Source organism: Pseudomonas sp. MDT1-17, assembly GCF_054898105.1.
Map to the genome: position 1 here is coordinate 2,859,249 of NZ_JBUBVM010000001.1, position 25,258 is coordinate 2,884,506.

Below are 25,258 nucleotides of genomic sequence, written 5' to 3' on the forward strand. Positions count from 1 at the left end.
TGCGCCATGAAAACCTCACTCATCCTCGGCCTGTTACTGTTCGGCGGCCTCCAATTCGCCGCGGAAGCGTTGCCGCTGAGCCCCAACGAAAGCGCCGGTAAACGGCTGTATCGCGAGGGTGTTTCCGGCAGTGGCGAGCCGATCATGGCGCGGGTCGGGGCGGCGGGTATGCTGTTGCCGGCCACCAGCCTGCCGTGCGCCAACTGCCACGGCGCCGATGGCCTGGGGCGGCCCGAGGGCGGGGTGCGACCGCCGGAGCTTAGCTGGTCGCGACTCACCAGCACCTACGGCCAGCAGCAAATCAATGGTCGTAATTACCCGGCGTATACCGAAGGCACGTTAGCGCGTGCCATCCAGGAAGGGCGTGATCCGGGTAACAATCGACTTGATCCGGCGATGCCGCGCTTCGTCCTGTCGATGAATGATCAGCGCAACCTCACGGCCTACCTCAAACGTGTGGCCGATGACCACGACCCTGGCCTGACCCCCGACAGTCTGCACCTGGGCACCTTGCTGCCACGCCAGGGGCCGTTGAGCGGGGAGGGTGCCACGATCGCGGCGGTGCTCCAGGGCAGCGTGGCGCGCATCAACGAAGCGGGCGGGATTCATGGCCGGCAGTTGCGCCTGACCATGGCCGACCCGGGCCCGGACCGCGCCAGTGCCGAGCAGGCGCTGGATCAGTTGATCGAGCGGGAGCAGGTGTTCGCCCTGATCGCGCCTTTGGCACCGGCACTGGATCTGGACCTGGCCGCGCGCCTGGAGCGGACCGGCATTCCGTTGATCGGACCGTTGTCATTGCTGGGCACGGCGCAGACCAGTCGACAGATCTTCGAACCGCTGCCGGGTTTGCGCGAGCAACTGATTGCCTTGGCCGATTACGCCACCGACAGTTTGCGGGTGCTCCAGGGACCGACGCTGATCACCTACCCGGACGAGCCCAGTCAACGGTTGGCGGCGCAGAACCTCGGCCAGTACCTGGAAGATAACGCCTGGCAAAAGGTCAGTCTGCAAGCCTACGACTCGGCGCTGGACGAACTGCCACTGGGCTCGCGTTCCGTGTTTTACCTGGGCAGCGGCGGCGGTTTCAGTCGCCTCGCCGAGCGCTTGCAGGCGGCAGGGCAGGTGCCTTACCTGTTCGCCGCGTCAAACCAGGTGGCGGGTGATCTGTTGCAGGTGCCCAGTGCTTTTTCCCGGCGGGTGTTTCTGGCTTATCCGTTCGTACCCAGTGACTGGACGCTGGCCGGACGCCTGGCCCTGACCCAGTTGCGCAAACACCAGGGGCTTGGTGGTCAGCACGCGGTGCTGCAAGTCGGCGCGTTCAGTTCGATGTTGCTGTTCAGCGAAGGCATGAAACAGGCCGGGCGCGACGCCAGCCGCGAGAAACTCATCAGTGCGCTGGAAGGCCTGCACAACTTCGATACCGGGCTGACCCCGCTGATCAGCTTCGGTCCGGGCCGCCGCCTGGGCTTGAGCGGCGCGCATATCGTCACCGTGGACTTGCCCGACCAGCGCTTTTATCTGGTCGCTCCCTACAAACCGATTGCCGCTACACCCTGACTGGAGGTCTCGATCATGATGCTCAAGACGCTGCTGCTCCTGCTCACGATGTGGGTTCCCTTGGCGTTCTGCAGCGATGGCCCGGCCGCCGCGCGGGTCAATGACGAAGAAATATCCGCGTTCCGCCTGGAGCGCTATTTCGCCGAATACCTGGAGGACCAGGGCCGGGCGCTGGGCAGCATCCGTAATCCCAAGGCCTACAAGCAATTGCGTCAGGCGGCACTGACAGCCTTGATTGATAAAGAATTGCTGTGGCAGGAAGCCGTCAAGCGCGGGGTGGTGATCAGTGACGAAGTGGTGCAAAGCCAGGTTGATCAGACCCGGCAAGCCATGGGCGGTGCCGACGTGTTCGTGCGGCGCCTGGAAGACGCCGGTTTCGACGAGGCCGCGTATACCGAGTACACCCGCCGCGAACTTGCGGCCCAGCAGGTATTTGCTGACCTCGCCAAGGTCGCCGGGCCAGACGAAAAACAGGTCCGTGCGTTCTATGAGGAGCATCTCACCGAGATGAGCCGGCCGGAAGAAATCCAGGCACGGCACATTCTGATCAAAGTGCCTCAAGGCGCTGATTCCGCCACAGTTGAAGCAGCCCGGCTACGCTTAGAGGAGATGCAGGTAAAAATCAGTCAGGGTGAGGATTTTGCCAGCGTGGCCCGGGCCGGCTCCGAAGACGCTTCTGCGAGCGAGGGCGGTGATCTGGGCTATTTTCCGCGTGGGCGGATGATGCCTGAATTCGAAGCGGCGGCCTTTGCCCTGGCGCCGGGGGCTGTCAGTACACCCGTGCGTACGCCGCTGGGCTGGCATTTGATCTACCTGCAGAACCACTTGGAGGCGACCGATGTCTCAGAGGTGCAGGGGCTTGAAATGGTCAGGGCTTACCTTGCCCGACAGCAACAGGCTCAGGCTCGTCTACAGGTGCTCGCGCAGCTGCGATCAAGCAATCGAATCGAACGGATTGACGATGATTGAAGGTTCCCCCCCCCCCAATAGTGGGGAATAGCTTCAAGGCACATCCGAGCGCTTCCCCGCCTTTGGGGGATGGAGTTTCTGGACGAAATGGTTTTTTCATGAAAATCAAAGACGTGCAACGGTAAAAAAACCGGCGCTCAGCCTGGCATGAAGTGTGCGTTAGCCTCAGTGAAGGCGCGTACTCCCAGGGTTGGAACATCGGACCTGCGGTTTCAAGGAGTCGACCTTGTTAAACAAAGTACTGGTTGTCGAAGACGAACTGCTCCTTGCCCAAAACCTCAAGGATTACCTTCAGGCGCAAGAGCTCGACGTCCGGATTGCACATGACGGTGTGACGGGTATCGGTGAAGCCGAACAGTTTGCACCTGATGTGATGGTGTTCGATTACCGCTTGCCCGACATGGAAGGCTTTGAGGTGCTCGATGCTGTCCGCCAGAACAGGAAGTGTCATTTTGTGCTGATTACCGGGCACCCCACCGCTGAAGTCTGTGAGCGGGCCCGGCAACTGGGAGTCAGCCATATCCTGTTCAAACCGTTTCCATTGGCGGAATTGGCCCGAGCAGTCTGCGACCTTCTGGGGATGGAGCGCGAACCCAAAGCAGGCATGAGCAATTCGCAAGGTTTTGTCGAACGACGCCAGAGCAGGACCGAGAGTTTCCCGCTGCAGTTGTACGACGGCAGTTGGGTGCTGGCAGATCGTCGACGAAATCTATCGACCTCCATGGCACCAGACGACGAACAATTGTTCACCGGGGAGTAGTGGCGCGACAAGACGTTCCGGCATCCGCCGCAATGGCCTGCCGCGTCGACAGGGCTCAAAGCCCCCGGCGTTGGAGAGCATGCCATGGACCGTCTATCCCTTGCCGTCGAATCGGCGCTGTTGGACTGTGTACCGTCAAGATTTTCCAGTGAGCAATTGGCCCAGGCCCGGGCCAGGGCAACCAGTTCCGGCGAACGTATCCTGGAAGCCCTCGGGGTGTTGTGCGAACTGGCCCCCATGCCCTTCATCCAGTGCCTCGGCGCTACCCTGCATTATCCGGTGCTCGACACCGACGCCCTGTTTCAATCCACCCCGGTGTTCGACCGGATCACCCTGGCTCAATGCCTCAAGCGCGAATTCATCCTGCTGCGTCACGACGATGCGGTCATTGGTGTGTTCGCTGACCCCTTCGACACGACTCGCCTGGCCTGGATCGACGACTGCCTGCACGGCGCGCCGCTGTACCTGGTGCATGCCGACGACCTGAAAGCCTACCTGGCACGCCACGAAGAAAGCTTCCATGCCGTGGAATCGCTCAACGCCCAGGCCGGCGCCAACGTCGAAATCGATACCCTGCAAAGCCTGTCCCTGACCAGCATCAGCGAAGACGCCAGCGTGGTGGTCAAACTGGTCAACTCAACCCTCTACGACGCGCTGAAAATGCACGCCAGCGATATCCATCTGGGCACCACCGGCAGCGGCCTGGTGATCAAGTACCGGATCGATGGCGTGCTGAACAACATCAGCAAAATCCAGGGCAGCGAGTTCGCCGAGCAGGTGATTTCCCGGGTCAAGGTCATGGCCGAACTGGACATCGGCGAAAAACGCGTGCCCCAGGACGGTCGCTTCAAGATCGGCATCAGCGGCCGGCAGATCGACTTTCGGGTCTCGATCATGCCGAGCATTTTCGGCGAAGACGCCGTACTGCGGGTCCTCGACAAACAGGACCTGGCCGACAAGGTCTGCGGTGTGCAGTTGCAAGCCTTGGGCTTCGACGACGAAACCCTGCGCCATCTGCGTCGGCTGGCCGCCGAACCTTACGGCATGGTGCTGGTGACCGGCCCCACCGGTAGCGGCAAAACCACCACGCTGTACGCGATGATCACCGAGATCAACCACGGCGTGGAAAAGATCATCACCATTGAAGACCCGGTGGAATACCAACTGCCTGGCGTGCTGCAAATCCCGGTCAACGAAAAGAAAGGCCTGACCTTCGCCCGTGGCTTGCGCTCGATCCTGCGCCATGACCCGGACAAAATCATGGTCGGTGAAATCCGTGACCCCGACACCGCACAGATCGCCGTGCAATCGGCGCTCACCGGGCACCTGGTGTTCACCACCATTCACGCCAACAACGTGTTCGACGTGATCGGCCGCTTCACCCAGATGGAAATCGATCCTTACAGCCTCGTTTCGGCACTCAATGCCGTGCTGGCCCAGCGCTTGATTCGACTGGTCTGCGCCAGTTGCAGTGCGCCAAGCAACCCGACTGACGAAGAACTGCGCGCTTCGGGCCTCGATCCGCAACAGGTCGATCACTACCACTTCGTCCATGGCAAGGGCTGCGGCCACTGCCGGGGCACCGGTTACCGCGGGCGTACGGCGATTGCCGAACTGCTGCACCTCGACGACGAGTTGCGGCAAATGATCGTCGAGCGCCAACCCATTTCGAAAATCAAGATCCTGGCTTGCAGTCGTGGCTTGCGCCTGTTGCGCGAGTCGGCACTGGAACTGGTTGCAGAGGGGCGGACCACGCTCGAGGAGATCAATCGTGTCACTTTTATCTCGTGATCGTTTTGTCGCCGTGCTCGGCGCCAGTGGTGTCGGTCTGGGCCAGCGCCGTGGCAGTGAAACCCTGTGGCTGGGCAGCGTCGGTTTTATCGACGAAGGCTTCCATGCCTGGGCCGTGGCCCTGGAAACGCTCGACCGTCTGCTGGCCGAACACACCCGTCCCGGTGCCGAATTGAGTGTGGTGATCTCCGGGCACTTCAGCCGCTTCTGTCTGGTGCCCTGGAGCGAACAGATCAGCAGCCCTGCCGAATTGCTCGGGTTTGCCCAACTGTGTTTCGAAGACCTTTACGGTGTGCCGAATCAACCCTGGAGCCTGGTGCTGTCGGCTGAACCGGCGGGCTACGACCGGGTCGCCACCGCGCTGCCGCAAGACTTGCTGACGCAGCTGCGCACGCTGGTCACCGGTCGTGCCCTGCGCCTGCGTTCGGTGCAGCCGTACCTGATGGCGGCGTTCAATCATTTCGATAAAAGCTTCGACGCCGGGGACTTCCTGTTCGTGGTCGCCGAGCCGGTGCGCAGTGTGTTGCTGCTGGCCCGGGAAGGGCGCTGGGCATCGGTGCGTTCGGTGGGCAGCAGCGACAGCGACGCCGCACTGACGGCATTGATCGGTCGTGAAAACCAATTACAGGCGTCCACCAGCGACCGGCCGCTGAATATTTACCTGCACGCGCCGGCCCGCATTGACTCGCATCCTGAGGTGCCCGGCGTGCACCTGCGAACCCTCGATGAAGACCGGACATCCGTACGCGATGGCTTGTACGTCATGTCCCGGGCGGTGGCCTGATATGCGCGCCCTGATGCTCGACTTCCAGCCGCCTCGCCGCTCAAGCCCTTTGGGCTGGAGCCTGCTGGTCGGGGGCGTAGTGCTGACGCTGACTTGCTTGCTGGTTCAGCAGCACCTCAGTGAACAGGCCGCGCAACAGCAAGGCCATTTGCAAACCGCCCAGCGCGGACTCACCGGCGATACCGGCGGCAAGGTCAGCCTGACCCCGGCCGAAACCCGCGAACAGGCGCACAACCTGGCCGAGATGCGCAAGGTGTCGCAGCAATTGCGTCGGCCTTGGGAGCGTCTGTTCGCCATGCTCGAAGCCATGCCCCGGGACGACATTGCTTTATTGACCCTGACCCCGGATGCCCGCAAAGGCCAGGTGCGAATCAGCGCCGAAGCGCGGGATCTGGAAGCCATGCTCGACTTCCACCGCAGCCTCGAAGCCAGCGACGAGCTGTCCGATGTGTCGCTGCTCAGCCACGAAATCGTCGCGAACGTGCCGGAACACCCGGTGCAATTCAACCTGTCGGCTAGCTGGGAGATTGGCGATGCAAATCCCTAGATTGATCGTCCACGAATACCTGCAAGGTTTGGGCATTCCCGGCCTGGCAGGGCTGGCGATGTTGGTGCTGGCGCTGGCGTATGGCCTGGTGGGCCTGATGCCTGACTGGCAGTCACTGCAAACGCTCAGCCAGCAGACGCGCGAAGCCGGCGAGTACCTGGCCAAAGTCGAAGATGGCAGTGTCGCCGCTCCGGTGGTGCCGCACCGTCAGCTCGACGATTTCCGCAGCAAGCTGCCGTCCCAGCCTCAGGCCACCGTCGCCATCGACAAGATCTACGCGCTGGCGGCCCAGGAACACATCACCCTGGCGCGCGGTGAATACTCCCTGGGCATAGACCCCAAGACGCACCTGGCCCGGTATCAGATTCTGCTGCCGGTACGCGGCAGCTACCCGCAACTGCGGCGCTTCCTGCATGCCTTGCTCGGCCAGTTACCGGCGGTGGTGGTGGAAGACGTGGAGTTCCAGCGTAAAAAAATCGCCGACACCGACCTGACCGGGCGGATCCGCATGACCCTTTACCTGTCGAGGTCATGATGAATACCAAACGCGTAGTGGGCTGGGTGGCGTTCTTCGGCGTGGCGGCGGCGCTGACCTGGTTGCCTGAATATTTCACCTCGTCGCAGGAGGCCGATGCTTCGGTTGCCGCTGTGGCCACCCCGACCAAAAGCAAAACCCGCGGGGCACTGCCCGCCGCATCCGCCGGTAAAACGGCGGCGGCAGTCAAGGACCTGGGCCCGGCTGGTGACCTGTTCGCCGCCCGTAGCTGGAAGGCTGCGCAAAAGCTCGCCACCGTCACCGAACAACCCGTCAACTTCACCCCGGTCGTGCAAGCCCCCAGCGCACCACCGATGCCTTTCCAGTTCATTGGCAAGCTGAGTGACCGTTCGGACCTGCAAGTGTTTTTGCAGAACGGCGAAAAAATATACGTCGTACGCAAGGGGGATGTGATCGACGAAACCTGGCGGATAGAAGGGATTTCCGATGTGGAACTCAGCTTTATCTACCTGCCTCTGCATTTGTCTCAGACTTTGTCTGTGGGGAGCACGCAATGAACAGATCCCGTTTGCTGATGAGCCTTTGCCTTTGTGCAGGGTTGGCCGCGTGCAGTTCCGCGCAGGTCGCCAAAGAGGAGGCGACCGACCTGATGGAGTCGGGACAGTACGAAGCCGGCCTGGCCCGCATCGAGGAAGGGCTGAGGAAAAACCCTCGCAACACCGAGCTGCACCTGGCCCTGACCAGCGGCCGTGCCCGTGCGGTGACGGCGCTGTTGACCCAGGGCGACATGGATCGTGCCCAGCGTGATTTCGCTTCTGCCCACCTGAATTACGGCCGGGTGTTGACCATCGAATCGAACAACCGCCGTGCCCAGAACTCGCTGCGTCAGCTCGATCACATGCGCAGCCTGGATGAAAAACTCGAACTGGCCCGTGGCGACTTGCGTCGCGGCGACATCTACGGCGCCGACCGCCAGGTGAAGCAGATTCTCGAACTGGACCCGAAAAATGAAGGGGCGCTGGAGCTGCAAAGCAATGTCCGCCTGGTGCAAAGCCGCAACGTGATTGCGTATCCACAACTGCGGACCCGTCTGGACCGTCCGGTGACCCTTGAATTTCGCGACGCCAACCTGAAAACCATCTTCGAAGTGCTGTCGCAGGTCGCCGGTTTGAACTTTATCTTCGACAAGGACCTGCGCCCGGACATGAAAGCCACGATCTTCGTGCGTGATGTGCGCATCGAAGACGCTGTGGAATTGCTGCTGCAACAGAACCAGCTGCACCAGAAAGTGGTGAACGAAAACACCTTGCTGATCTACCCGGACTCGCCGCAGAAGGTCAAGGATTACCAAGAGCTGGTGATGCGCACCTTCTACCTGACCAGCATCGATGCCAACACCGCGCTGAACATGATCAAAACCATGCTCAAGACCCGCGACGTGTTCGTCGATGAACGCCTCAACACCCTGACCATGCGCGACTCTGAAGACGCGATCCGCATGGCCGAAAAACTCCTGCAATCGCAGGACCAGTCCAACCCTGAAGTGGTGCTGGAAGTGGAGGTGATGGAAGTCGCCACCCAGCGGATTCTCGACCTTGGCTTGCAATGGCCGAACACCTTCGGTGTGGTCAACAGCGACGGCTCGGCTGTGACCCTGCTCGATCAACTCAAAGGCATCAACTCCAGCCGGATCTCCATCTCGCCGTCGCCGCAGGCCAAGATCAACGCCCAGGACAACGACATCAACACCCTGGCCAGCCCGGTGATTCGGGTCAGCAACCGCGAACAGGCACGCATCCACATCGGTCAGCGCGTGCCGATCATCAGCGCCACCTCGGTGCCTTCGACTCAAGGCCCGGTGATCACTGAAAGCGTCACCTACCTGGACGTCGGTCTGAAGCTCGAAGTCCAGCCGACCGTGCATTTGAACAACGAAGTGGCGATCAAAATCGCCCTTGAAGTGAGTAACGCCACGCCACTGGAACCCACCCGTCAGGGCACCATTCCGGTCCAGGTCGATACCCGCAACGCCCAGACCACCTTGCGCCTGCATGACGGCGAAACCCAGATCCTCGCCGGCCTGATGCGCAACGACCATGGCGCCACCGGCAACAAGATCCCCGGCCTTGGCGACATTCCTGGTCTGGGCCGCTTGTTTGGCAGCAACAAGGACACAGTCGGCAAGTCGGAGCTGGTGCTGTCGATCACGCCGCGGATCGTGCGCAACCTGCCATACCAGAGCCCGTCGGACATGGAGTTCACCACCGGTACCGAAACCAGCATGCACATTCAGGCACCGGACCGTGGGATGGACTCGGCGATTCGCACAGAGACCCTCGGTACTCCGGTTGCCTCCACCCACGTTGTCGTCGAGAAGCCTTGATCATGAACGCCTCGCAACGCGGTTTTACCCTGATCGAAGTCGTGGTGACGCTGGCCCTGATCGGCCTGCTGGCCGGCATGGCCGCGCCCCTGACCGAGACCGTGGTACGCCGGGGCAAGGAGCAGGATCTGCGCGCTGCGCTGTACCAGATTCGCGATGCCATCGACGCCTACAAACGTGCTTTCGACGCCGGCTACATCGAGAAATCCCTGAACAGCAGCGGCTACCCGCCGAACCTGCAAGTGCTGGTGGAGGGGGTGCGCGATGTGCGCAGCGCCAAGGGGGCCAAGTTCTATTTTCTGCGGCGCGTGCCCCATGACCCGCTGACGCCGGTCAAGCGTGACGACGAAGGCGGCTGGGGCGTGCGCTCCTACGACAGTACGGCTCAAAACCCGCGGGAAGGCGAAGACGTCTTTGACGTTTACTCCAAGGCTCGCGGCAAGGGTCTCAACGGCATCGCCTACCGGGAGTGGTGAGATTATGCGTCGGGAAAAGGGCTTTACCCTGCTGGAACTGATGGTGGTCATGGCAATCATCGCCACCTTGATGACCATCGCGTTGCCACGCTATTTCAACAGCCTTGAGGCCTCGAAAGAGACCACGCTGCGCCAGAGCCTGTCGGCCATGCGCGAATCACTGGATCACTACTACGGCGACACCGGGCGTTATCCCGATTCCATCGAACAGCTGGTCGAGCAGCGTTACCTGCGCAACCCGCCGATGGACCCGATCGCTGAACGCAAAGACCTCTGGGTGCTGGTGGCGCCGCCTGACGGCGTGCCGGGCGGGGTTGCCGACATCAAAAGCGGTGCCACAGGGAGGGCGCGTGATGGCAGCTTGTATTCAGAGTGGTAAGCCCGGCAGCGAGGCCGGTTTCACTTACCTGGGCGTGCTGTTTCTGATCATGTTGATGGGCATGGGCCTGGCCAGCGCTGGCGAGTTGTGGTCCACCGCCTCACGCCGTGATCGTGAGCGCCAGTTGCTCTGGGTCGGTACTCAATACGCTCAGGCATTGCGCAGCTACTACCGCAGTTCACCTGGCCTGGCCCAGTACCCTCAAGCACTGGCGGATCTGTTGCAGGACGAGCGTTTTCCGTCGCCCAAACACCACTTGCGCAACCTGTACCCGGACCCGATCGGGGGGGGCGAGTGGACGTTGATGCGCGGTTTCGACGGACGCATCACCGGCCTCAACAGCCCCTCCACGGACACGCCGCTCAAGCAGGCGGATTTCCCTACTCAATGGTCGGACTTCACCGGCATGGCGAGTTACAAGGACTGGCAGTTCGTGGCCGAGAAGGCGTTTCTCGATGGTGCGTCCGCGCCCAAAGGCCAACCCCAAAGCGCCGCAGGCGCTGGGGCGGTGATGCCATGAACAGACACTGGCTACCGGCCCTGGCCCTGATGCTGATGACGTCCTTCGTGTCGGCCGCCGAAGAAGACGAAATGATGGGATTTATCGTCGACGACACGATCTCGCACATCGGCCACGACTTTTATTACTCGTTCAGTGAACGCCTGCGCGCTACCAGTCCGATGGACTTCAACCTGGTGGTGCGTGAACGACCTTCGGCTCGCTGGGGCAGCCTGGTGACCGTGGAATATCAGCAACGATTGGTTTATCGGCGCTTCCTGCCGCCGAACACCGTGGAGTTGAAGGATGAGGCCTATGACGCCGCCGACTGGGTTCGCGGGCAGATCGTCCAGCGCAAGCTGGAAGCCTTGTTGCAGGACACAACCGACCTTGAGAGGGACGAACTATGAACATTAGAGCTTTCTCGCAACGCACGGGCATGTGGTTATTAGGGCTCGGTAGTTGTGGGCTGGTCCAGGCCACAGAGCTGGTCTACACGCCCATCAATCCGTCGTTTGGCGGTAACCCGTTGAACGGAACCTGGTTGCTCAACAACGCCCAGGCGCAGAACGACTACGACGACCCTGACTTGAAAGACCGTGCGTCCGTGGCCGGTGCTTCGGCCCTGGAGCGCTTCACCAGTCAGCTGCAATCACGACTGCTAGGTCAGTTGATGGACAACATCTCCGCGGGCAATGCCGGGAGCATGGCCACCGACGCTTTTATCGTCAACGTCATCGATGACTCCGGTGCACTGACTATTGAAGTGACCGACCGAGCGACCGGTGAAGTTTCCGAAATCCAGGTGAATGGCCTGGCCCCTTGACGGGGATTTGGGTCGATGGGGAGTTAAGGACATGAAAAAAATAATAGCGCTAGGGCTAATGTTGGCGGCATTACAAGGGTGCAGTTTGCGCGAGCCGATGGGGGCCGAGCAAGACACCGAATCACCGACCCTGACACCTCGGGCGTCGACCTATTACGACTTGCTGAACATGCCACGACCCAAGGGCCGGTTGATGGCGGTGGTGTATGGCTTCCGGGATCAGACCGGGCAGTACAAACCGACCCCGGCCAGTTCGTTTTCCACCAGCGTGACGCAGGGCGCGGCGAGCATGTTGATGGATGCGTTGCAGGCCAGTGGCTGGTTTGTGGTGCTGGAACGGGAAGGGCTGCAGAATCTGTTGACCGAACGCAAGATCATTCGCGCCTCGCAGAAGAAGCCCAATACGCCGGTGAATATCCAGGGCGAGTTGCCGCCGTTGCAGGCCGCCAATTTGATGCTTGAGGGCGGGATTATTGCCTATGACACCAACGTGCGCAGTGGCGGGGAAGGGGCGCGGTACTTGGGGATCGATATTTCCCGGGAGTATCGGGTGGATCAGGTGTCGGTGAACCTTCGTGCCGTGGATGTGCGCAGTGGGCAGGTGCTGGCGAATGTGATGACGAGCAAGACGATCTACTCTGTTGGGCGCAGTGCGGGGGTGTTCAAGTTTATCGAGTTCAAGAAGTTGCTGGAGGCTGAGGTCGGGTACACCACGAACGAGCCGGCGCAGTTGTGTGTGTTGTCGGCGATCGAGGCGGCGGTGGGGCATTTGCTGGCGCAGGGGATTGAGCGGAATTTGTGGCAGGTGGCGGGGGATAATTCTTCGCCTGACAACAATGCAACGCTTGACCGTTACCTGACTCAGAACAAGGTTGTGTCTGAGGGTGAGGAAGAGTGAACCGAGGCGGCCTTCGGGCCGACCTGGCTTTTGATCTTGGCGGCCTGACAGCCGACCAATCTCTCATGGATGTACCCAGTCCAACTGTGGGAGCGAGCCTGCTCGCGAAGGCGGCCTGATAGCCGACCTATTTTTTTCTGGTGTACATATCCATTCCTGCGGTAACGGCTGCTAATGGTTTCGCCCTTACGGCGAGTCCCTTTTGCAAACGCCCAAAAGGAACCAAAACGCTTCGCCCCAGCGTCCGGCCCCTCGCCTAGGCTCGGCGTGCCCTCGCTCCGGCATTCATCTGGGGGCATCGCCTCCGGTTGGCTTCGCTTCAACCTCCTCTCGATGTGTTCGACTTCGTCGAACGGCGCTGCGCGCCTACCCCCCAGATGAACACCTCCACTCAGCCTGCCGAAGGGGCGGGCAGATCAAAAGCAGGCGAGGCGAGCTAACGCTCGGCCTCGTTGTTTGGCTGGGGGCGCATGTCTGATTTTTGTGGGAGCGAGCCTGCTCGCGAAGGCGGCCTGACAGCCGACCTGGCTTTTGCGGATGTACCCAAACCCTGTGGGAGCCGGGCTTGCCCGCGATGGCGGCCTGACAGCCGACCAATCTCCCGCAGATGTACCCAAACCCTGTGGGAGCCGGGCTTGCCCGCGATGGCGGCCTGACAGCCGACCAATCTCCCGCAGATGTACCCCGACCAAACGGTGGGAGCGAGCCTGCTCGCGAAAGCGGTGTGCCATTCAGCATGGATGTTGGCTGACACTCCGCCTTCGCGGGCAAGCCCGCTCCCACAGGGGATATGTACTGATTTGAAGGGGATGTTTAAGAGCGTTTAACGTTACTTCCTGAAAGCTACACCGCCTTGCGCCGTTGCCTACAACTAAGCCAGAATCCGCCGGCTTGTGCGCCTTGGCCCTGGTCTCTATCGTTCCCCCATCGCTGCCAATTCAGCGATCGGGTTTAGCAGCTCGGTGAATATCAAGGCACGCCAGTGTCACCTCTCGATCAGTCGGCTTTTTTTGTCCTTGCTGATCTGCGTTATGGTGGCTGTGCGTGGGGCACTTCGGTGCGCCGGGTTCCTTGATCCCTGGTCTGCTAACCCGCGTACAGTCGCCACCCTTTTTCGTTTAGCAGCGATGTGTGGCGGCTCCATTGATCAAGGAGCTTCACCATGTTCAAACCCACACCCAATCCCCCCAAAGACTCCCCGATACGCAAACCCGGCACGATGTTCCTCATCGCCCCGGACATCGACACCGAAAGCCTGTTAGCCCATGCCTGCGAATCCCTGGCGTCAGCCAGTGTCATGGCCACTGATTTCGCGGTCTTTCTGGAGGGGCCACAGCGCAGCATGTTATTGGGCATCCAACAAGTCATCATGCTGGCCGACCTGGCAGTGAATCGGGCGTTGGATAACATCGATCCCCAGGAATAGCGTTTAGCTGCTACCGATCAATAAAAAACCGCGCCCCCCCCACCCAGGGCCGCGGTTTTTTTATGCCTTGCGATTATTGCTGCAACACAGTCGCCCGGTTGTCGCTGCCCGTTTGTTGCACAGTCGCCATCTGGGTCATGCCACTCTGATTAACATTGGCAATGTTGCCGGTGCCGCCCTGAGTGACGTAAGCCACGTTCATGGTGTCTGTCTGTTTGACCGTGATCATGTTGTCGCTGCCATACAGCTGCGTGGTGAACGCCTGGTTGCCGGTGCCGGACTGGTCGAAGTCGGTGGTGTTGCCGGTACCGTTGCTGCTGCCCTGGGCCAGGTTGGTGGTGCCGCGCTGGTCGGCGATGAGGATGTTGTCACTGCCGTTCTGGTCGAAGTACAGCTCGTTGTAGTTTTCAGCCTGTTTGACCGTGGTTTTGTTGCCGGTACCCGTCTGGTTGGTGGTCATGATGTGGCTGACGCCGTCTTGTTTGAAACTGGCGGTGTTGTTGGTGCCAGCCTGGGTGATGGTGGCGCGCTGGTTGCTGCCGAATTGACCGCCCAGTTGCGGGCCTTTCCAGTCGCTGGCGTAGACCTTGTTTTCAGTCCCCTCGGAGGTGGCGTTCAGCACATGGCTGTCGCCGCTCTGATAGGTGAAGTGCACGTTGCCGGTGCCTTGCTGGTACAGCGCGAGCACCGAGCCGACGGAGTCGAACTGGTCGGCGTAGATCGCGTTGACGTCGCCGACTTGCAGCACCTGGGCGTTGTTGTTTACGCCGAAGCTCTGGTCGACCACGGTTTCGTTGGTTTGCCCGTACTGGTTGACGGTAGCCTCGCTGGCGGTTTGCCCGCCTTGCCAGACTTCGGCGCCGTTGAAGTCGCCGAACTGGTTGATGGTCACGGTGCCGCCGTTGCCATCGCGCTGGTCGCCATAGGCGTAGTTGCCTTCACCCGCCTGGTTGAGATTGATCTGGCCACCCATGTGGGCGATCTGTTCGGCGGTGGCGTAGTTGGCGGTGCCGTACTGGATGATCACTGCGTTGTTGGCAATGCCCAGTTGGATCTGTTCGATATTGGCCTCATTGCCGTCACCAAACTGGAAGGTCTGGGCTTTGGTGGCTTCCTGAGTGTCCTGATAAATGAACGAGAAGTTGCCGGTGCCTTGCTGTTGTTGCAGCGTTTCGTTGCCGCCCACGCCTATCGACTGGCTGGCGTGGCTGGTGTTGGAGCTGCCGAACTGTTGTTGGGTGATGGTGCTGCCGTTCTCGAACAGTTGCTCGGCATAACCGGCGTTGTAGTCACCAACTTGATCCTGGGTGATGGTGTCGGTGGCGTTGTCTTGCACCGCTGCGGCGTCGTTGCCCTCGCCGAGTTGCTGCTGGGTGGCGGTACTGAACGGGGCCGCGATCTGTTTCACATCAGCGACGTTGGCGGTACCGAGCTGGTCCTGGGTGGAAACGCTGTCGTCGGCCATCGCCTGGGCACTGACAATGACCAGGATGGCGGCGGTGAGGGGCGTCAGTTTGAACATGATGAAACCTCCAAATGGTGCAGTGCTTTAGCGGTATTGTTTGACCGAAACGCTCATGCCATCTCCGGACTGGGTCACGGCGCTTGAAAGCCCCGTACCGGCCTGGTCGATGCTGGCGTCGTTGTTGTTGCCGTTCTGGGAAATCTGCGCGCGGTTGTGGCTGCCGGTCTGAGTGATCGAGGCGGCGTTGCCGGAACCTTGCTGAGTGATCAATGCCATCAGGTCGCTGCCTTGTTGCAGGATGTAGGCTTCCTGATTGCTGCCCGACTGGACGATGCGACCGAGCAGCGACTGGCCGTTCTGTTGCAGCAGCGCAACGTTGGCCTGGCCGTTCTGATCAATCAGTGCTTGCTGGCCAATCGGCGGTGGTAACTCGCCGAGGTCGGCGCCGGGGGCCAGGTCGTCGTTTTCCATCAAATCGTCGGCGAGCACGCCCGCACTGCTGCAGAGCAGAAGCAGGCAGAGCAGGGCGGTGGTCGGCGTTTTCATGGCTGCGTCCTTTAGGAAGAGGCCGGCCCCATCCACCGAATCGGCGGGTGGGGCAAGGGCTCAGTTCGAGATCACCGACACCGTGCGCACGGTGCCCTGGGACGAGCGGATGGTCGCCGTCGGATTAGCCGACGGAATCACCGTAGTGCTGTTGCTCACCGTCAACCGCCAGCGCCCGGTCACCGGCACCGTGGTGGTGCCCAGGGTTACCAGCCCGGTCGGGGTGGTGACCTGCACGGTGATGGTGTTGCCGGTGATCACCGATGAGGTGCCCGCAAAGTCCCAGTTGAAGCGGTTATTGGAGCGGGCCGATACCGTTGCAGTGGTCACCGCAAAGGTTTCCGCAGCAGGCCTTGGCGAGACTTGCACCGTGACCGTGGCCGGCGTCGACAGGGCGCCGAAGCTGTCCCGGGCGATATAGGTGAAGGTCGTGGTGAAGGCCGTCGTGACCGTGGCCGGTGGGGTGTAGGTGATCACCGTGCCGTTGCTGCTGACGGTGCCGCGATCCGCCGGTGGTTGGGTGAAACTGGCGACCGCTAGAGGCACGTTGCCTTCCGGATCGGTGTCGTTGGCCAACACGTTTATCGGAACCGCCACGCCCAGGGTTGCGATGCTGTCGGCGACCGCCACTGGAGACTGGTTAGGCGCAACGGTAATGGTCACGGTCGCCGAAGCGGTCGAGGCCAGGCCTTTGATGTCTTGAGCCTTGTAGGTGAAGGTCGTGGTCAGCGGTGCATTGACCACGGCGGGTGGGGTATAGACCACCGATGCCGCTCCGTTCAATGCCACGGTGCCTTGGCCGGCGGCCGGTTGGGTCAGCGCGGTGATGCTCAGTGGCGTGTTGCCGTCCGGGTCGCTGTCGTTGGCCAGCAGGTTGAGGGTGATCGGCACACCGAAGCTGGTGCTGCCGGTATCGGCAATGGCCAACGGCGCCTGGTTCTCGCCGGTGTCCGGTGCGGTTCCGACGACCACGACGGGCTCGGTATCGCTACCGCCTGCCGCGGATTTGACCGTGACGCTGGCCGGTGGCTGAGTCAGGTCGGCAATGGTCAAACGTTGCAAGGTGCCGGATTTCGACAGACGTCCGTACCCCTGCACGACCATGTCTGGCACGGCCACTTCGTCAGTGGAAGTCGCCTCGATCAGCAGGCTGTGATCGCTCCAGTTGTAGCGGGCGGTCTGGATTTTCGCGACGTCAGTGAGCTTGCTCGATACCGCCGTCGGCCGGGTTGTACCCGTCGGGTTGGAGGCGGTGACCACTACGACCGGAGGCACGTTGCCGGTGAACAGACGTTGGCCGAAGAACAATCCATTGTTGTCGCCGGTCATGTTGATCAGACACGGCGAAAGTGGTGGGCCGGGTACCAGGGCAACGCTTTCGCGGAAGCACAGGCTCGAACTGTTGCCCGATTTGCCAAAGACTTCGACCCGAGTGCTGTCGCCGCTGCGCCGGTAGGTGGCACGGTCAATCTCCACCGGTGTTTGCGCGCGGTTATCGAGGACTTTGCCGGACACAGTAAACAGGTTGGTCTGGAGGGTCCCGGCCGGTCCCTGTATACGGACGAAGTTGGTGTCGTTGGGGCTGCCGGTGACCTGCTCGGTGAGGTTCGGATCGCCGACGAAGGTTTCGACGGCCCCGGTGTCCGGGTTCACCTCGGTGTAGGGGCCGTTTACGCTGCGCAGGAACGGACCGACGTTGCCATTCAGCACACCGCTGAAATTACCTGGCGCACCGATGCCGATGTCCCGGGTCATGTTGATGGCGCGCACGCCAGTGGTGGTGACGTTGATCGTTTCCACCCCATAAGGGTGGGTGATGGTATAGACCCCGGGCGTCGGCACCGAGGCACGTAGGCGGATCCGCGCGAAGGATACCTGATCACCATCTACGGGGATTTCGGAGCTGAATGCCGCCTCGACAGCGGCCACATACACTTCCAGTTCATACCCGCTGTTGCCAACTTGCGGGATCGCGGTTTCCGCCGCGAACCAGAACGCTTCTGCCGGCCAGTTGTCGGGGAAGATCATCGGTTGGGCGTCGTCGTAAACACCCGGTTCCGCCGCGAGGATGCACATGTAGGACGGTGGCACGGTGGCCGGCACCCGCGAGCTCGCGGCCCGGGACTGGCACAGTTCCATCGAGAGTTGATTGTTGTCCTGATACCACATGGGGAATTTCCCCGTGGCAAAGGTGTAAGGGCCGGGGTCGACGGCAGCGAGTTGCGCGAACGCGCTGCCGGACAGCGATAGAGTCAGTCCCAGGGCGTTGAGCGCCAGGCGTGGCCAATTGTTCATGATGCCTCCTGATGAGGATCTGGGCATTAGAGCGTTCATTGCACGATGACCACTTCTTCGGTGTCGCTGCCGCCATTGGATGACGTCACCCGAACCTTGGCCGGTGGAATCGGCGAGATGCCGGTGGCCAGGGTTTTCACCGCGCCGTCGCCACTGAGGGCGCCGATGGCGACACCGGAGCCAGAGGTGGCGGTGAGCACCGGCGGCGACGTTTCATCGCTGGTCGAGGCCTCGAGCGTCAGTTGCCCGGAGCTCAGGCTGTACTCGGCACGCTGGATCACCACCAGGTCGGTCAGCACCATGGACAAGGTGGTCGGTGTGCTGCTGGGGATGGCCGGGTGGTTGTCGGCAGTCACCTGCAAGGTGCTCGGCAAGGTCGGGTTGGCCGAGGATTGCGCGTACCAGTTGCCGGTGGTGTCGGCTTCGGTCAGGTGCAGTGCCGGGCTGTTGCTGTCCAGCGTCACAGTGGCCGGTGGCGGAGGGGCCATGACAAACACGTCTTGCTGGGCCACCGGCGCACTTTCACCTGCCTTGCGCGAGTAGGTGCTGCGCTGGGTGATCATCGGTGTCGGCCGGACCACGGTCGACAACTTGCCAGAGATGGCAAACACCGTGGTGCGCAAGTCCAGACCATTCGGCCCTTCGATGCGCACGTAGTTGGTGTTGAAAGGACTGCCGGTAATGGCTTCCTCTATGTTCGGATCGCCAATGAATTGCTCGGCCGCACCGGTCAGCGGATTGGTCTCGGTGTAGGGACCATTGACGCTGCGCAGGAACGGCCCGACATCGCCCTTAAGGGCACCGTCGTAGGTTTTCGGCACGCCGATGCCAATGTCCCGGGTCATGTTGATCGCCCGCTGCCCGGGAACATCGACGTTGAAGACATCGACGCCGTAGGGGTGGGTAATGACGTAGGTGCCGGCGGTGGGCACGTCGACGCGAATGCGCACGCGGGCGAAGCTGACCTGGTCACCTTCAATCGGTTCTTCAGCGGCGAAGGCCGCTTCAATGGCAGTACCAAAAGACAGGTCGATGCCCCTGCCGGCATCGACGATTGCCGCGTCTGCAGTGAACCAGAATGTTTCGTCAGGGAAGTTGGTCGGGAAGACGATCGGTTGCGCGTCGTCGAATACCCCGGGTGTCGGCAGCAGCGTGCACATGTACGAAGGAGCGCCCGGTGCGCTGGGGACCCTGGAACTGAGGGCCTTGGACAGGCAAAGGTCGAGGGTTCGACCGTGAGTGTCCTGATACCAGGCGGCGAACGAGCCGTTGGCGGGTACATAGGGACCGGGGTCGACGGCATAAAGCGCTGCCTGCGCGACGCCTTGGGCCAGTGCGCTAACGACCAGGGCGGCCGCGGTTTTGGACAGTAAAGGGTGCATGAGTAAAGCCCTCTATCAAAATGCCTGCCCCATGGAGACGGGTCAGTTGAGAGGTCTTCGGCAACTTCCATACCAACCGGCTAAAACGGCCGGCAGAGGCCCGAGCCATGGGCGTGTCACGCACAACCAGCGTCAGACCGCGAGTTTTGGGAGCGGGCCACTGTCCCCAGCATTGGGGGTAGATGGTTATAAGGAGGAAGTGGGGGGACAAGACCCAACGTCGGGCAAACGGCTATTAGTGGGCTATAACCCTATAGGGGAATCGTCGGGAACACGTCCATGGACATGCCAACTAGAACACTCCACTACGAGGAGGGTGATGTTCGCCTGAGCGCGCGCAAGCCACCGTTCAATTTACTGCGCTGGTTCTCGCTCATCAGCCTGGCAGTGATTGGCACAGTGGCGGTGGCGTTGGGGTCGGTGTCCACGCGGTTTGTGATTACCGAAAGCGTGCAGCGCGATGCGTTGTTGACTTCCCAGTTCATTCAGGCGATTGCCTCGGCCGAGGTGCGTCATGTGTCGATTCCTAACGTGCGGACCATGGGTGAACTGCTCGATCCGCGCAAAGACAAGGACTTTCCCGACGTTGACCCGCTGGCCCGTGCCGATGCCCGAGGCGAATTCCTCGACCATATCGCGCACTTGCCGGACGTGATCCTGGCCAACATCTACGCCCCCGACCGCATGGTGATCTGGTCGACCAACCCGGCGTTAATGGGCACCACGATCCACACCGACGAAGACCTGGATCAAGCGTTCAATTCCAAAACGCCTGTGTCGGCCAGCTATCACGATGTGGACAAGAGCCGCATGGAACAGAAGTTCGTGACGCCCCCGGAATACATCTTCATCGAGAATTACATTCCGCTGTTCGATGCCGACGGCGACAAAGTCACGGCGATGGTCGAGATCTACAAGGAACCCAAGGACCTGATCAGCCGCATGGAGCGCGGACTGATGCTGATTTGGCTGGCCACTGCACTGGGCGGCGGGCTGATCTATCTGGGGCTGTACTGGATCGTGCGCCGGGCGGCGATTTTGCTGGCGGCGCAACAAAAGCAACTGATCACCAACGAAACCTTTGTCGCCCTGGGCGAGATGTCGTCGGCGGTGGCACACAGTTTGCGTAATCCGCTGGCGACCATCCGCTCCAGTGCCGAACTGGCGCTGGAGTTCGACAGCAGCCCGGCCCACAAGAACATCAACGACATCATCGGCCAGGTGGATCGCATGTCGAAGTGGGTGAGGGAGCTGCTGCAATCCTTGCGCCCGCTCAATGACGAGGCTGAGCCTGTGAATCTGGTAGCGGCGCTGCATGACAGTCTGATGGCCTTCGAGCTTCAAATCGCCAAAGCCTCGGTCCACGTGGTGTTCGACCCGCAGCTGACGCCCATGGTCCTGAGCCAGCAGGTGCAGTTGACGCAGATCCTCAACAGTGTGCTGGCCAATGCACTGGAAGCCATGGACAAGGGCGGCACGTTGGCTATCACGCTGGAACCGACCGATTCCCATGGCATCAGCGTGGTGGTGAGCGACACCGGCAAAGGCATGAACGAAGAGCAGCGCAGCATGGCGTTTCGGCCTTTTTTCACCACTAAACAAGGCGGGCTCGGTGTCGGGCTGGTTTTGGTCAAGCGGATCATGGAGCGGTTCGGCGGTACGGTGACCCTGGAAAGCCGTGAAGGCGAGGGCACGAGTGTGCGTCTGTCGTTCAAGATGGTCCCCTGATAATGGGTGTGAACTTTCCCCGTTAGCGGGTGCCATTCCCCAGTCGTTTCCCCGAATATGGCAAATTGATGTTGATAAGCCATTGTTTTGTTAGTTCTAATGCTTTCGTAAAAAACAGTTACATATCTGGCGAGGTCCTTGCACAAGCCCCATTACCCCTTCACGACTTCGAGGCGGCTGGTAATGGACACAAAAGCGCGGTCCCCCTTCAAATGGTTCGGCCTCCTGACGCGTGTAAGCGTCCTTCTGACAATGACGTTCGGCACAACGAACCTGCGCGCCAGCCCGATCGACGACGAACGACAGCCCGAACCGTCCGACCCCTCGGCGTATTACGACGAACCGGCTGACAAAGCAGGCGCCTTGAACGCCATTTTGACCATGCCCCCGGCTAACCTGGATTCCTTCGACTTGCCGGGTGGCGTCAAAGGCAACCGCAACACCCCACGCCAGGAAAACATCCTGCCGCCAGCGCTGCAGACCAGTTTCAATTACCCCACCAACGGAAAACCCAGCCCACTGTACGGAGCGCTGCCGTTCACTCAGCAAATGGCGTTGTTCGAAGAATTCGGTCTGGAAAAACTTGACCCCGCGACACCGGCGGCACTGTTGCCGTTTCCACCCGCCGCCATCGGCCCGCTGCCGCAACAAGATCCCACCAGCGTCGCTCGTAGCGCCCCACCGAGTGCGGCGCTCGACGCGTTCTTGCGTCAACCAGGCTTGACTCCGTTTCCCAGCCATTATTCCAACGTGGTCGACCGCAACCCTTGGCAGAAGCAGATTGAATTTTTCCTCAACCGCCGTATCGGCTCGTCGGCGGAAGGCCGTCCGCCAGGAAAAGGCTGGTCGCACCAGCGCTGGAACGAGTTTTACCCGCAGGTGGCTTACAAAACCGTGCAAACCGGCGCACGGGTGAATACCGGGTTACGTGACAGTCGTCAGATGCACCGCTATGCCATGGGTGAGTTTGGCCCCAGTGGCCTCTATTACAATGTGGTTGGCGTGCCGGCGACCGCTGGCACCACCAAGGGCGTCGCGCCGCGTTTGCACCCGAAAATGCCGGTGCAGAAACACAATTCGCTGTGGACCTTCGACGGGACCTTCCCGCCCAAATTGCTCATGGTGCGATATGGGCAACCGGTGTTGATGCGCCATTACAACGGCTTGCCAATCGACCCGTCGGCGAACATGGGGTTTGGCCTGCACACCATCACCACCCACGAACACAACGGTCACGTACCGGCGGAAAGCGACGGCTATGCCAATGCGTTTTTCTTCCCCGGGCAATTTTACGACTATCGCTGGCCGATCCAGTTGGCCGGCTACGACAGCATCAACACTAAGGCTGAGGACCCGCGTGCAGCATTTCCGTGTTCACCGGGTGAAACCCTGTGGACCAACGACCTCACCCCCGGCCGCAAGACCTGCGACAACGGAATGATCAAGGTCCGCGGCGACTGGCGCGAAACCATGAGCACCCACTGGTTCCACGACCACATGCTCGATTTCACCGCGCAGAACGTCTACAAGGGCAACGCGGCGATGATGAACTACTACAGCGCCCTGGATCGCGGCAATGAATCGGTAAATGACGGCGTCAACCTGCGCCTCCCCAGCGGCAGCGCCTTGCCTTGGGGTAACCGCGACTACGACGTCAACCTGATGTTTGCCGACAAGGCGTGGGATAAGAACGGTCAGCTGTGGTTCAACCCCTTCAACACTGACGGCTTCCTCGGTGACCAGGTGCTGGTCAACTGGTCGTGGAAACCGACCCTGGACGTGCGCGCCCGCAGCTATCGCTTGCGCATGCTCAATGGCTCAGTGTCGCGCTACTTCAAAATGGCGCTGGTGCGCGAGATCAAGGGCACCAGCGGCGAGTTTCAAGGGCCAGTCGGGTCGGGCGTGTCGTATGCCCGGGTGCCGTTCCACATGATTGCCAACGACGGCAATATCATGGAACACAGCGTGCCGTTCGACGGCAGCATGGACCTGGATGCCGACGGTGATAAACAGAACCACAACGCGATTTTGCCAACCCTGGGCATCGCCGAGCGTTTCGACATCATCGTTAACTTCTCGAAAAACGGGATCAAGACGGGCGACAAGCTGTTCTTCGTCAACCTGCTGGTGCACCAAGACGGCAAGGGTCCGGAAGAACCTGTCGCCCTGGCAGACGTGCTGTCTGAGAAATACAAGGCGATCATCAAGCAAACCAGCAAGGGGCCCATGTGGGACAGGGGCGACCCGGCAGTGGGCAAGGTCTTGCAATTGAACGTCAAGGCTTACACCGGTCAGGACCTGGCCATGGACCCGACCGCTTATGAACCGGCCAAACCGGGCAAGGCTGAAGGCCTGGCGATGATCCCGCTGAAGATTCACTACGACAATGCTGCCGACAAGGCGCTGCTCGCCAAAGCCCGCCACCGCACCTTTACCTTCGGCCGTTCCGATGGCACCGATGAAGCGCCCTGGACGGTCAAGTTCGACGGCGGTTTCGGGTATCGCATGGACCCGCGCCGACTGGCCGTCTCGACCAAACTGGCCAGCGGTCCGACCGACGCCGGCGTCACGGGTTTCGGCACGCTGGAAGTGTGGCACATCAAGGGCAATGACACGGGCTGGGGCCACCCGGTGCACGTGCACTTCGAGGAAGGGATCATCCTCAGCCGTGGCGGCAAGCCACCACCGGAATGGGAAAAATGGGCACGTAAGGACGTGTATCGCGTCGGTTCGGAAAAGGATGGTACGGACAATGTCGAAATTGCGATCCAGTTTCGCGAATTCGCCGGCACCTACATGGAGCACTGCCACAACACGCAACATGAGGATAACTCCATGTTGCTGCGGTGGGACCTTGAAAAACCCGGGCAACTGCAGTTGATGCCGACTCCGTTGCCGACCTGGGATGGCGTGCGCTACGTGAACTCAGCTGCGCTTCCAACCTTCCGCACCGGCGACGGCTACGGCACCAAAGCTGAGGTCACACCATGATCCGCAGGGGAGCCGACATGACATCACGTACGCCGCGCTCCCGCCCCTTGGGCATGCACTTGATTTTGCTGCTGGTCACCTGTGGGCTGGCCGCTTGGGTGCTGCTCGCTCATGAAAGGACACCGTCGCCGACGGAATCGGCGACACCCTGGGGCGGCGATTACTTTCCCAATACTTTACTGACCGATCAGGACGGTCGGCAGGTGCGTTTTTTCGATGACCTGATCAAGGGCAAAGTGGTGGTGATCAACTTCGTCTTCACCACGTGCAGCGACTCCTGTCCGCTGGAAACCGCGCGCCTGCGCCAGGTGCAACAGTTGCTGGGGGACCGGGTCGGCCAAGACATCTTTTTCTACTCGATCAGCATCGACCCGTTGAGCGACACGCCGCAAGTGCTCAAGGCCTATGCGCAGCGCTTCAAGGTCGGACCCGGCTGGCAGTTCCTCACCGGGGAGTTCGAAGCTGTCACCGACCTGCGCAAAAAACTCGGGCTGTTCATCGAAGGCGTCGACAACGGCCGCAGCAAGGACCACAACCTGAGCCTGATCGTCGGCAACCAAAGCACCGGTCGCTGGATGAAAGCTTCACCGTTCGAAAACCCGTGGATCCTCGCCGATCAGTTGGCCAACACGCTGCAGAACTGGAAGCAGCCCAGCGTTGAAGAAAACTACGCGAATGCGCCCGAGATTCGCCCACCCAGCAATGGCGAAGAACTGTTTCGCACCCGTTGCGCGTCGTGCCACAGCCTGGGCCCGATGGATGGGCAGGGCATCGGCATGCGCAGCATCGGCCCGGACCTGATCGGCGTCACTCGCCAGCGTGATCCAGCATGGCTGAGTCGCTGGATTCGCGAGCCAGACCGCATGCTGGCGGAAAAGGACCCAATCGCGATGGAACTGTTTGAACGTTTCGACAAAATCCCCATGCCCAACCTGCGACTGGATGAGAACGCTGCGCAGTCAATTATAGAATTTTTGCAAGAAGAAACCGATCGCCAACAACCGCTACAGGCAGTGCAAACGCAATAGCGGCTAAATACTATCATTGGCGCCGTCAGTCT

General features: G+C 60.9%; 23 protein-coding genes. 19 read left to right on the forward strand and 4 right to left on the reverse strand.

The annotated features are described in order from the left end of the window. The first annotated feature begins 6 nt into the window (after positions 1 to 6). The 16 genes from ACYZTX_RS13235 (at position 7) to ACYZTX_RS13310 (ending at position 13,791) form a co-directional block, all read left to right on the forward strand. Positions 7 to 1,557 (forward strand): cytochrome c/ABC transporter substrate-binding protein, encoded by a 1,551-nt coding sequence (locus ACYZTX_RS13235; protein ID WP_462034406.1) that lies wholly within the window; start codon positions 7 to 9, stop codon positions 1,555 to 1,557. Between the two features lie 15 nt (positions 1,558 to 1,572). After that, positions 1,573 to 2,526 (forward strand): peptidylprolyl isomerase, encoded by a 954-nt coding sequence (locus ACYZTX_RS13240; protein WP_462034407.1) that lies wholly within the window; start codon positions 1,573 to 1,575, stop codon positions 2,524 to 2,526. A gap of 226 nt (positions 2,527 to 2,752) precedes the next feature. Next, positions 2,753 to 3,286, forward strand: coding sequence for a response regulator (locus ACYZTX_RS13245; protein ID WP_462034408.1), 534 nt, complete (start codon positions 2,753 to 2,755; stop codon positions 3,284 to 3,286). A gap of 84 nt (positions 3,287 to 3,370) precedes the next feature. After that, a complete protein-coding gene (locus ACYZTX_RS13250; protein ID WP_462034409.1) occupies positions 3,371 to 5,077 on the forward strand; it encodes a GspE/PulE family protein in 1,707 nt (568 codons plus the stop codon). Next, positions 5,058 to 5,861: a hypothetical protein gene (locus ACYZTX_RS13255; protein ID WP_462034410.1), complete on the forward strand. Its 804-nt coding sequence runs from the start codon at positions 5,058 to 5,060 to the stop codon at positions 5,859 to 5,861. Before ACYZTX_RS13250 ends, ACYZTX_RS13255 begins: the two co-directional genes overlap by 20 nt. Before the next feature lies 1 nt (position 5,862). After that, complete coding sequence (locus ACYZTX_RS13260; RefSeq protein WP_462034411.1) at positions 5,863 to 6,408, forward strand: pilus assembly protein; 546 nt, start codon at positions 5,863 to 5,865, stop codon at positions 6,406 to 6,408. Further along, on the forward strand, positions 6,395 to 6,943 hold the full coding sequence (locus ACYZTX_RS13265) for a GspMb/PilO family protein (RefSeq protein ID WP_462034412.1): 549 nt from the start codon (positions 6,395 to 6,397) through the stop codon (positions 6,941 to 6,943). The genes ACYZTX_RS13260 and ACYZTX_RS13265 overlap by 14 nt, the downstream gene beginning before the upstream one ends. Then, on the forward strand, positions 6,943 to 7,461 hold the full coding sequence (locus ACYZTX_RS13270) for a hypothetical protein (RefSeq protein WP_462034413.1): 519 nt from the start codon (positions 6,943 to 6,945) through the stop codon (positions 7,459 to 7,461). Before ACYZTX_RS13265 ends, ACYZTX_RS13270 begins: the two co-directional genes overlap by 1 nt. Next, positions 7,458 to 9,287 carry a secretin N-terminal domain-containing protein gene (locus ACYZTX_RS13275; RefSeq protein WP_462034414.1) on the forward strand — a complete coding sequence of 610 codons (1,830 nt, stop codon included), beginning with the start codon at positions 7,458 to 7,460 and terminating at the stop codon, positions 9,285 to 9,287. Before ACYZTX_RS13270 ends, ACYZTX_RS13275 begins: the two co-directional genes overlap by 4 nt. 2 nt (positions 9,288 to 9,289) lie before the next feature. Next, a complete protein-coding gene (locus ACYZTX_RS13280) occupies positions 9,290 to 9,763 on the forward strand; it encodes a type II secretion system protein (RefSeq protein WP_462034415.1) in 474 nt (157 codons plus the stop codon). 4 nt (positions 9,764 to 9,767) lie between these two features. Beyond that, entirely contained in the window at positions 9,768 to 10,142 is a 375-nt protein-coding gene (locus ACYZTX_RS13285) for a type II secretion system protein (RefSeq protein ID WP_462034416.1), read from the forward strand. Continuing rightward, positions 10,117 to 10,662 (forward strand): type II secretion system protein, encoded by a 546-nt coding sequence (locus tag ACYZTX_RS13290; RefSeq protein WP_462034417.1) that lies wholly within the window; start codon positions 10,117 to 10,119, stop codon positions 10,660 to 10,662. The genes ACYZTX_RS13285 and ACYZTX_RS13290 overlap by 26 nt, the downstream gene beginning before the upstream one ends. After that, complete coding sequence (gene csgE, locus ACYZTX_RS13295) at positions 10,659 to 11,051, forward strand: curli production assembly/transport protein CsgE (protein WP_462034418.1); 393 nt, start codon at positions 10,659 to 10,661, stop codon at positions 11,049 to 11,051. The genes ACYZTX_RS13290 and csgE overlap by 4 nt, the downstream gene beginning before the upstream one ends. Further along, positions 11,048 to 11,467, forward strand: coding sequence for a curli assembly protein CsgF (locus ACYZTX_RS13300; RefSeq protein WP_462034419.1), 420 nt, complete (start codon positions 11,048 to 11,050; stop codon positions 11,465 to 11,467). Before csgE ends, ACYZTX_RS13300 begins: the two co-directional genes overlap by 4 nt. A 31-nt stretch (positions 11,468 to 11,498) precedes the next feature. Then, positions 11,499 to 12,365: a CsgG/HfaB family protein gene (locus ACYZTX_RS13305; protein WP_462034420.1), complete on the forward strand. Its 867-nt coding sequence runs from the start codon at positions 11,499 to 11,501 to the stop codon at positions 12,363 to 12,365. 1,162 nt (positions 12,366 to 13,527) lie between these two features. After that, entirely contained in the window at positions 13,528 to 13,791 is a 264-nt protein-coding gene (locus ACYZTX_RS13310; protein WP_462034421.1) for a DUF6124 family protein, read from the forward strand. Between the two features lie 73 nt (positions 13,792 to 13,864). Here ACYZTX_RS13310 and ACYZTX_RS13315 read toward each other — a convergent pair whose 3' ends face one another. The 4 genes from ACYZTX_RS13315 to ACYZTX_RS13330 are packed head-to-tail and all read right to left on the reverse strand — an operon-like array spanning position 13,865 to position 19,479. Next, on the reverse strand, positions 13,865 to 15,313 hold the full coding sequence (locus ACYZTX_RS13315) for a curlin (protein WP_462034422.1): 1,449 nt from the start codon (positions 15,311 to 15,313) through the stop codon (positions 13,865 to 13,867). Between the two features lie 27 nt (positions 15,314 to 15,340). After that, entirely contained in the window at positions 15,341 to 15,802 is a 462-nt protein-coding gene (locus tag ACYZTX_RS13320; RefSeq protein WP_462034423.1) for a curlin, read from the reverse strand. A 60-nt stretch (positions 15,803 to 15,862) separates the two neighbouring features. Then, positions 15,863 to 18,097: an Ig-like domain-containing protein gene (locus tag ACYZTX_RS13325; RefSeq protein WP_462034424.1), complete on the reverse strand. Its 2,235-nt coding sequence runs from the start codon at positions 18,095 to 18,097 to the stop codon at positions 15,863 to 15,865. A 35-nt stretch (positions 18,098 to 18,132) separates the two neighbouring features. Then, positions 18,133 to 19,479, reverse strand: coding sequence for a hypothetical protein (locus tag ACYZTX_RS13330; RefSeq protein WP_462034425.1), 1,347 nt, complete (start codon positions 19,477 to 19,479; stop codon positions 18,133 to 18,135). Between the two features lie 279 nt (positions 19,480 to 19,758). Here ACYZTX_RS13330 and ACYZTX_RS13335 point away from each other — a divergent pair, with 279 nt between their 5' ends. The 3 genes from ACYZTX_RS13335 to ACYZTX_RS13345 all read left to right on the forward strand — a co-directional run bounded on the left by ACYZTX_RS13335 (position 19,759) and on the right by ACYZTX_RS13345 (position 25,226). After that, entirely contained in the window at positions 19,759 to 21,207 is a 1,449-nt protein-coding gene (locus ACYZTX_RS13335; RefSeq protein WP_462034426.1) for a sensor histidine kinase, read from the forward strand. Positions 21,208 to 21,390: 183 nt separating this feature from the next. Further along, positions 21,391 to 24,198 carry a multicopper oxidase domain-containing protein gene (locus ACYZTX_RS13340; protein ID WP_462034427.1) on the forward strand — a complete coding sequence of 936 codons (2,808 nt, stop codon included), beginning with the start codon at positions 21,391 to 21,393 and terminating at the stop codon, positions 24,196 to 24,198. A gap of 17 nt (positions 24,199 to 24,215) precedes the next feature. Next, entirely contained in the window at positions 24,216 to 25,226 is a 1,011-nt protein-coding gene (locus tag ACYZTX_RS13345) for an SCO family protein (RefSeq protein ID WP_462034428.1), read from the forward strand. Positions 25,227 to 25,258: the final 32 nt, after the last annotated feature.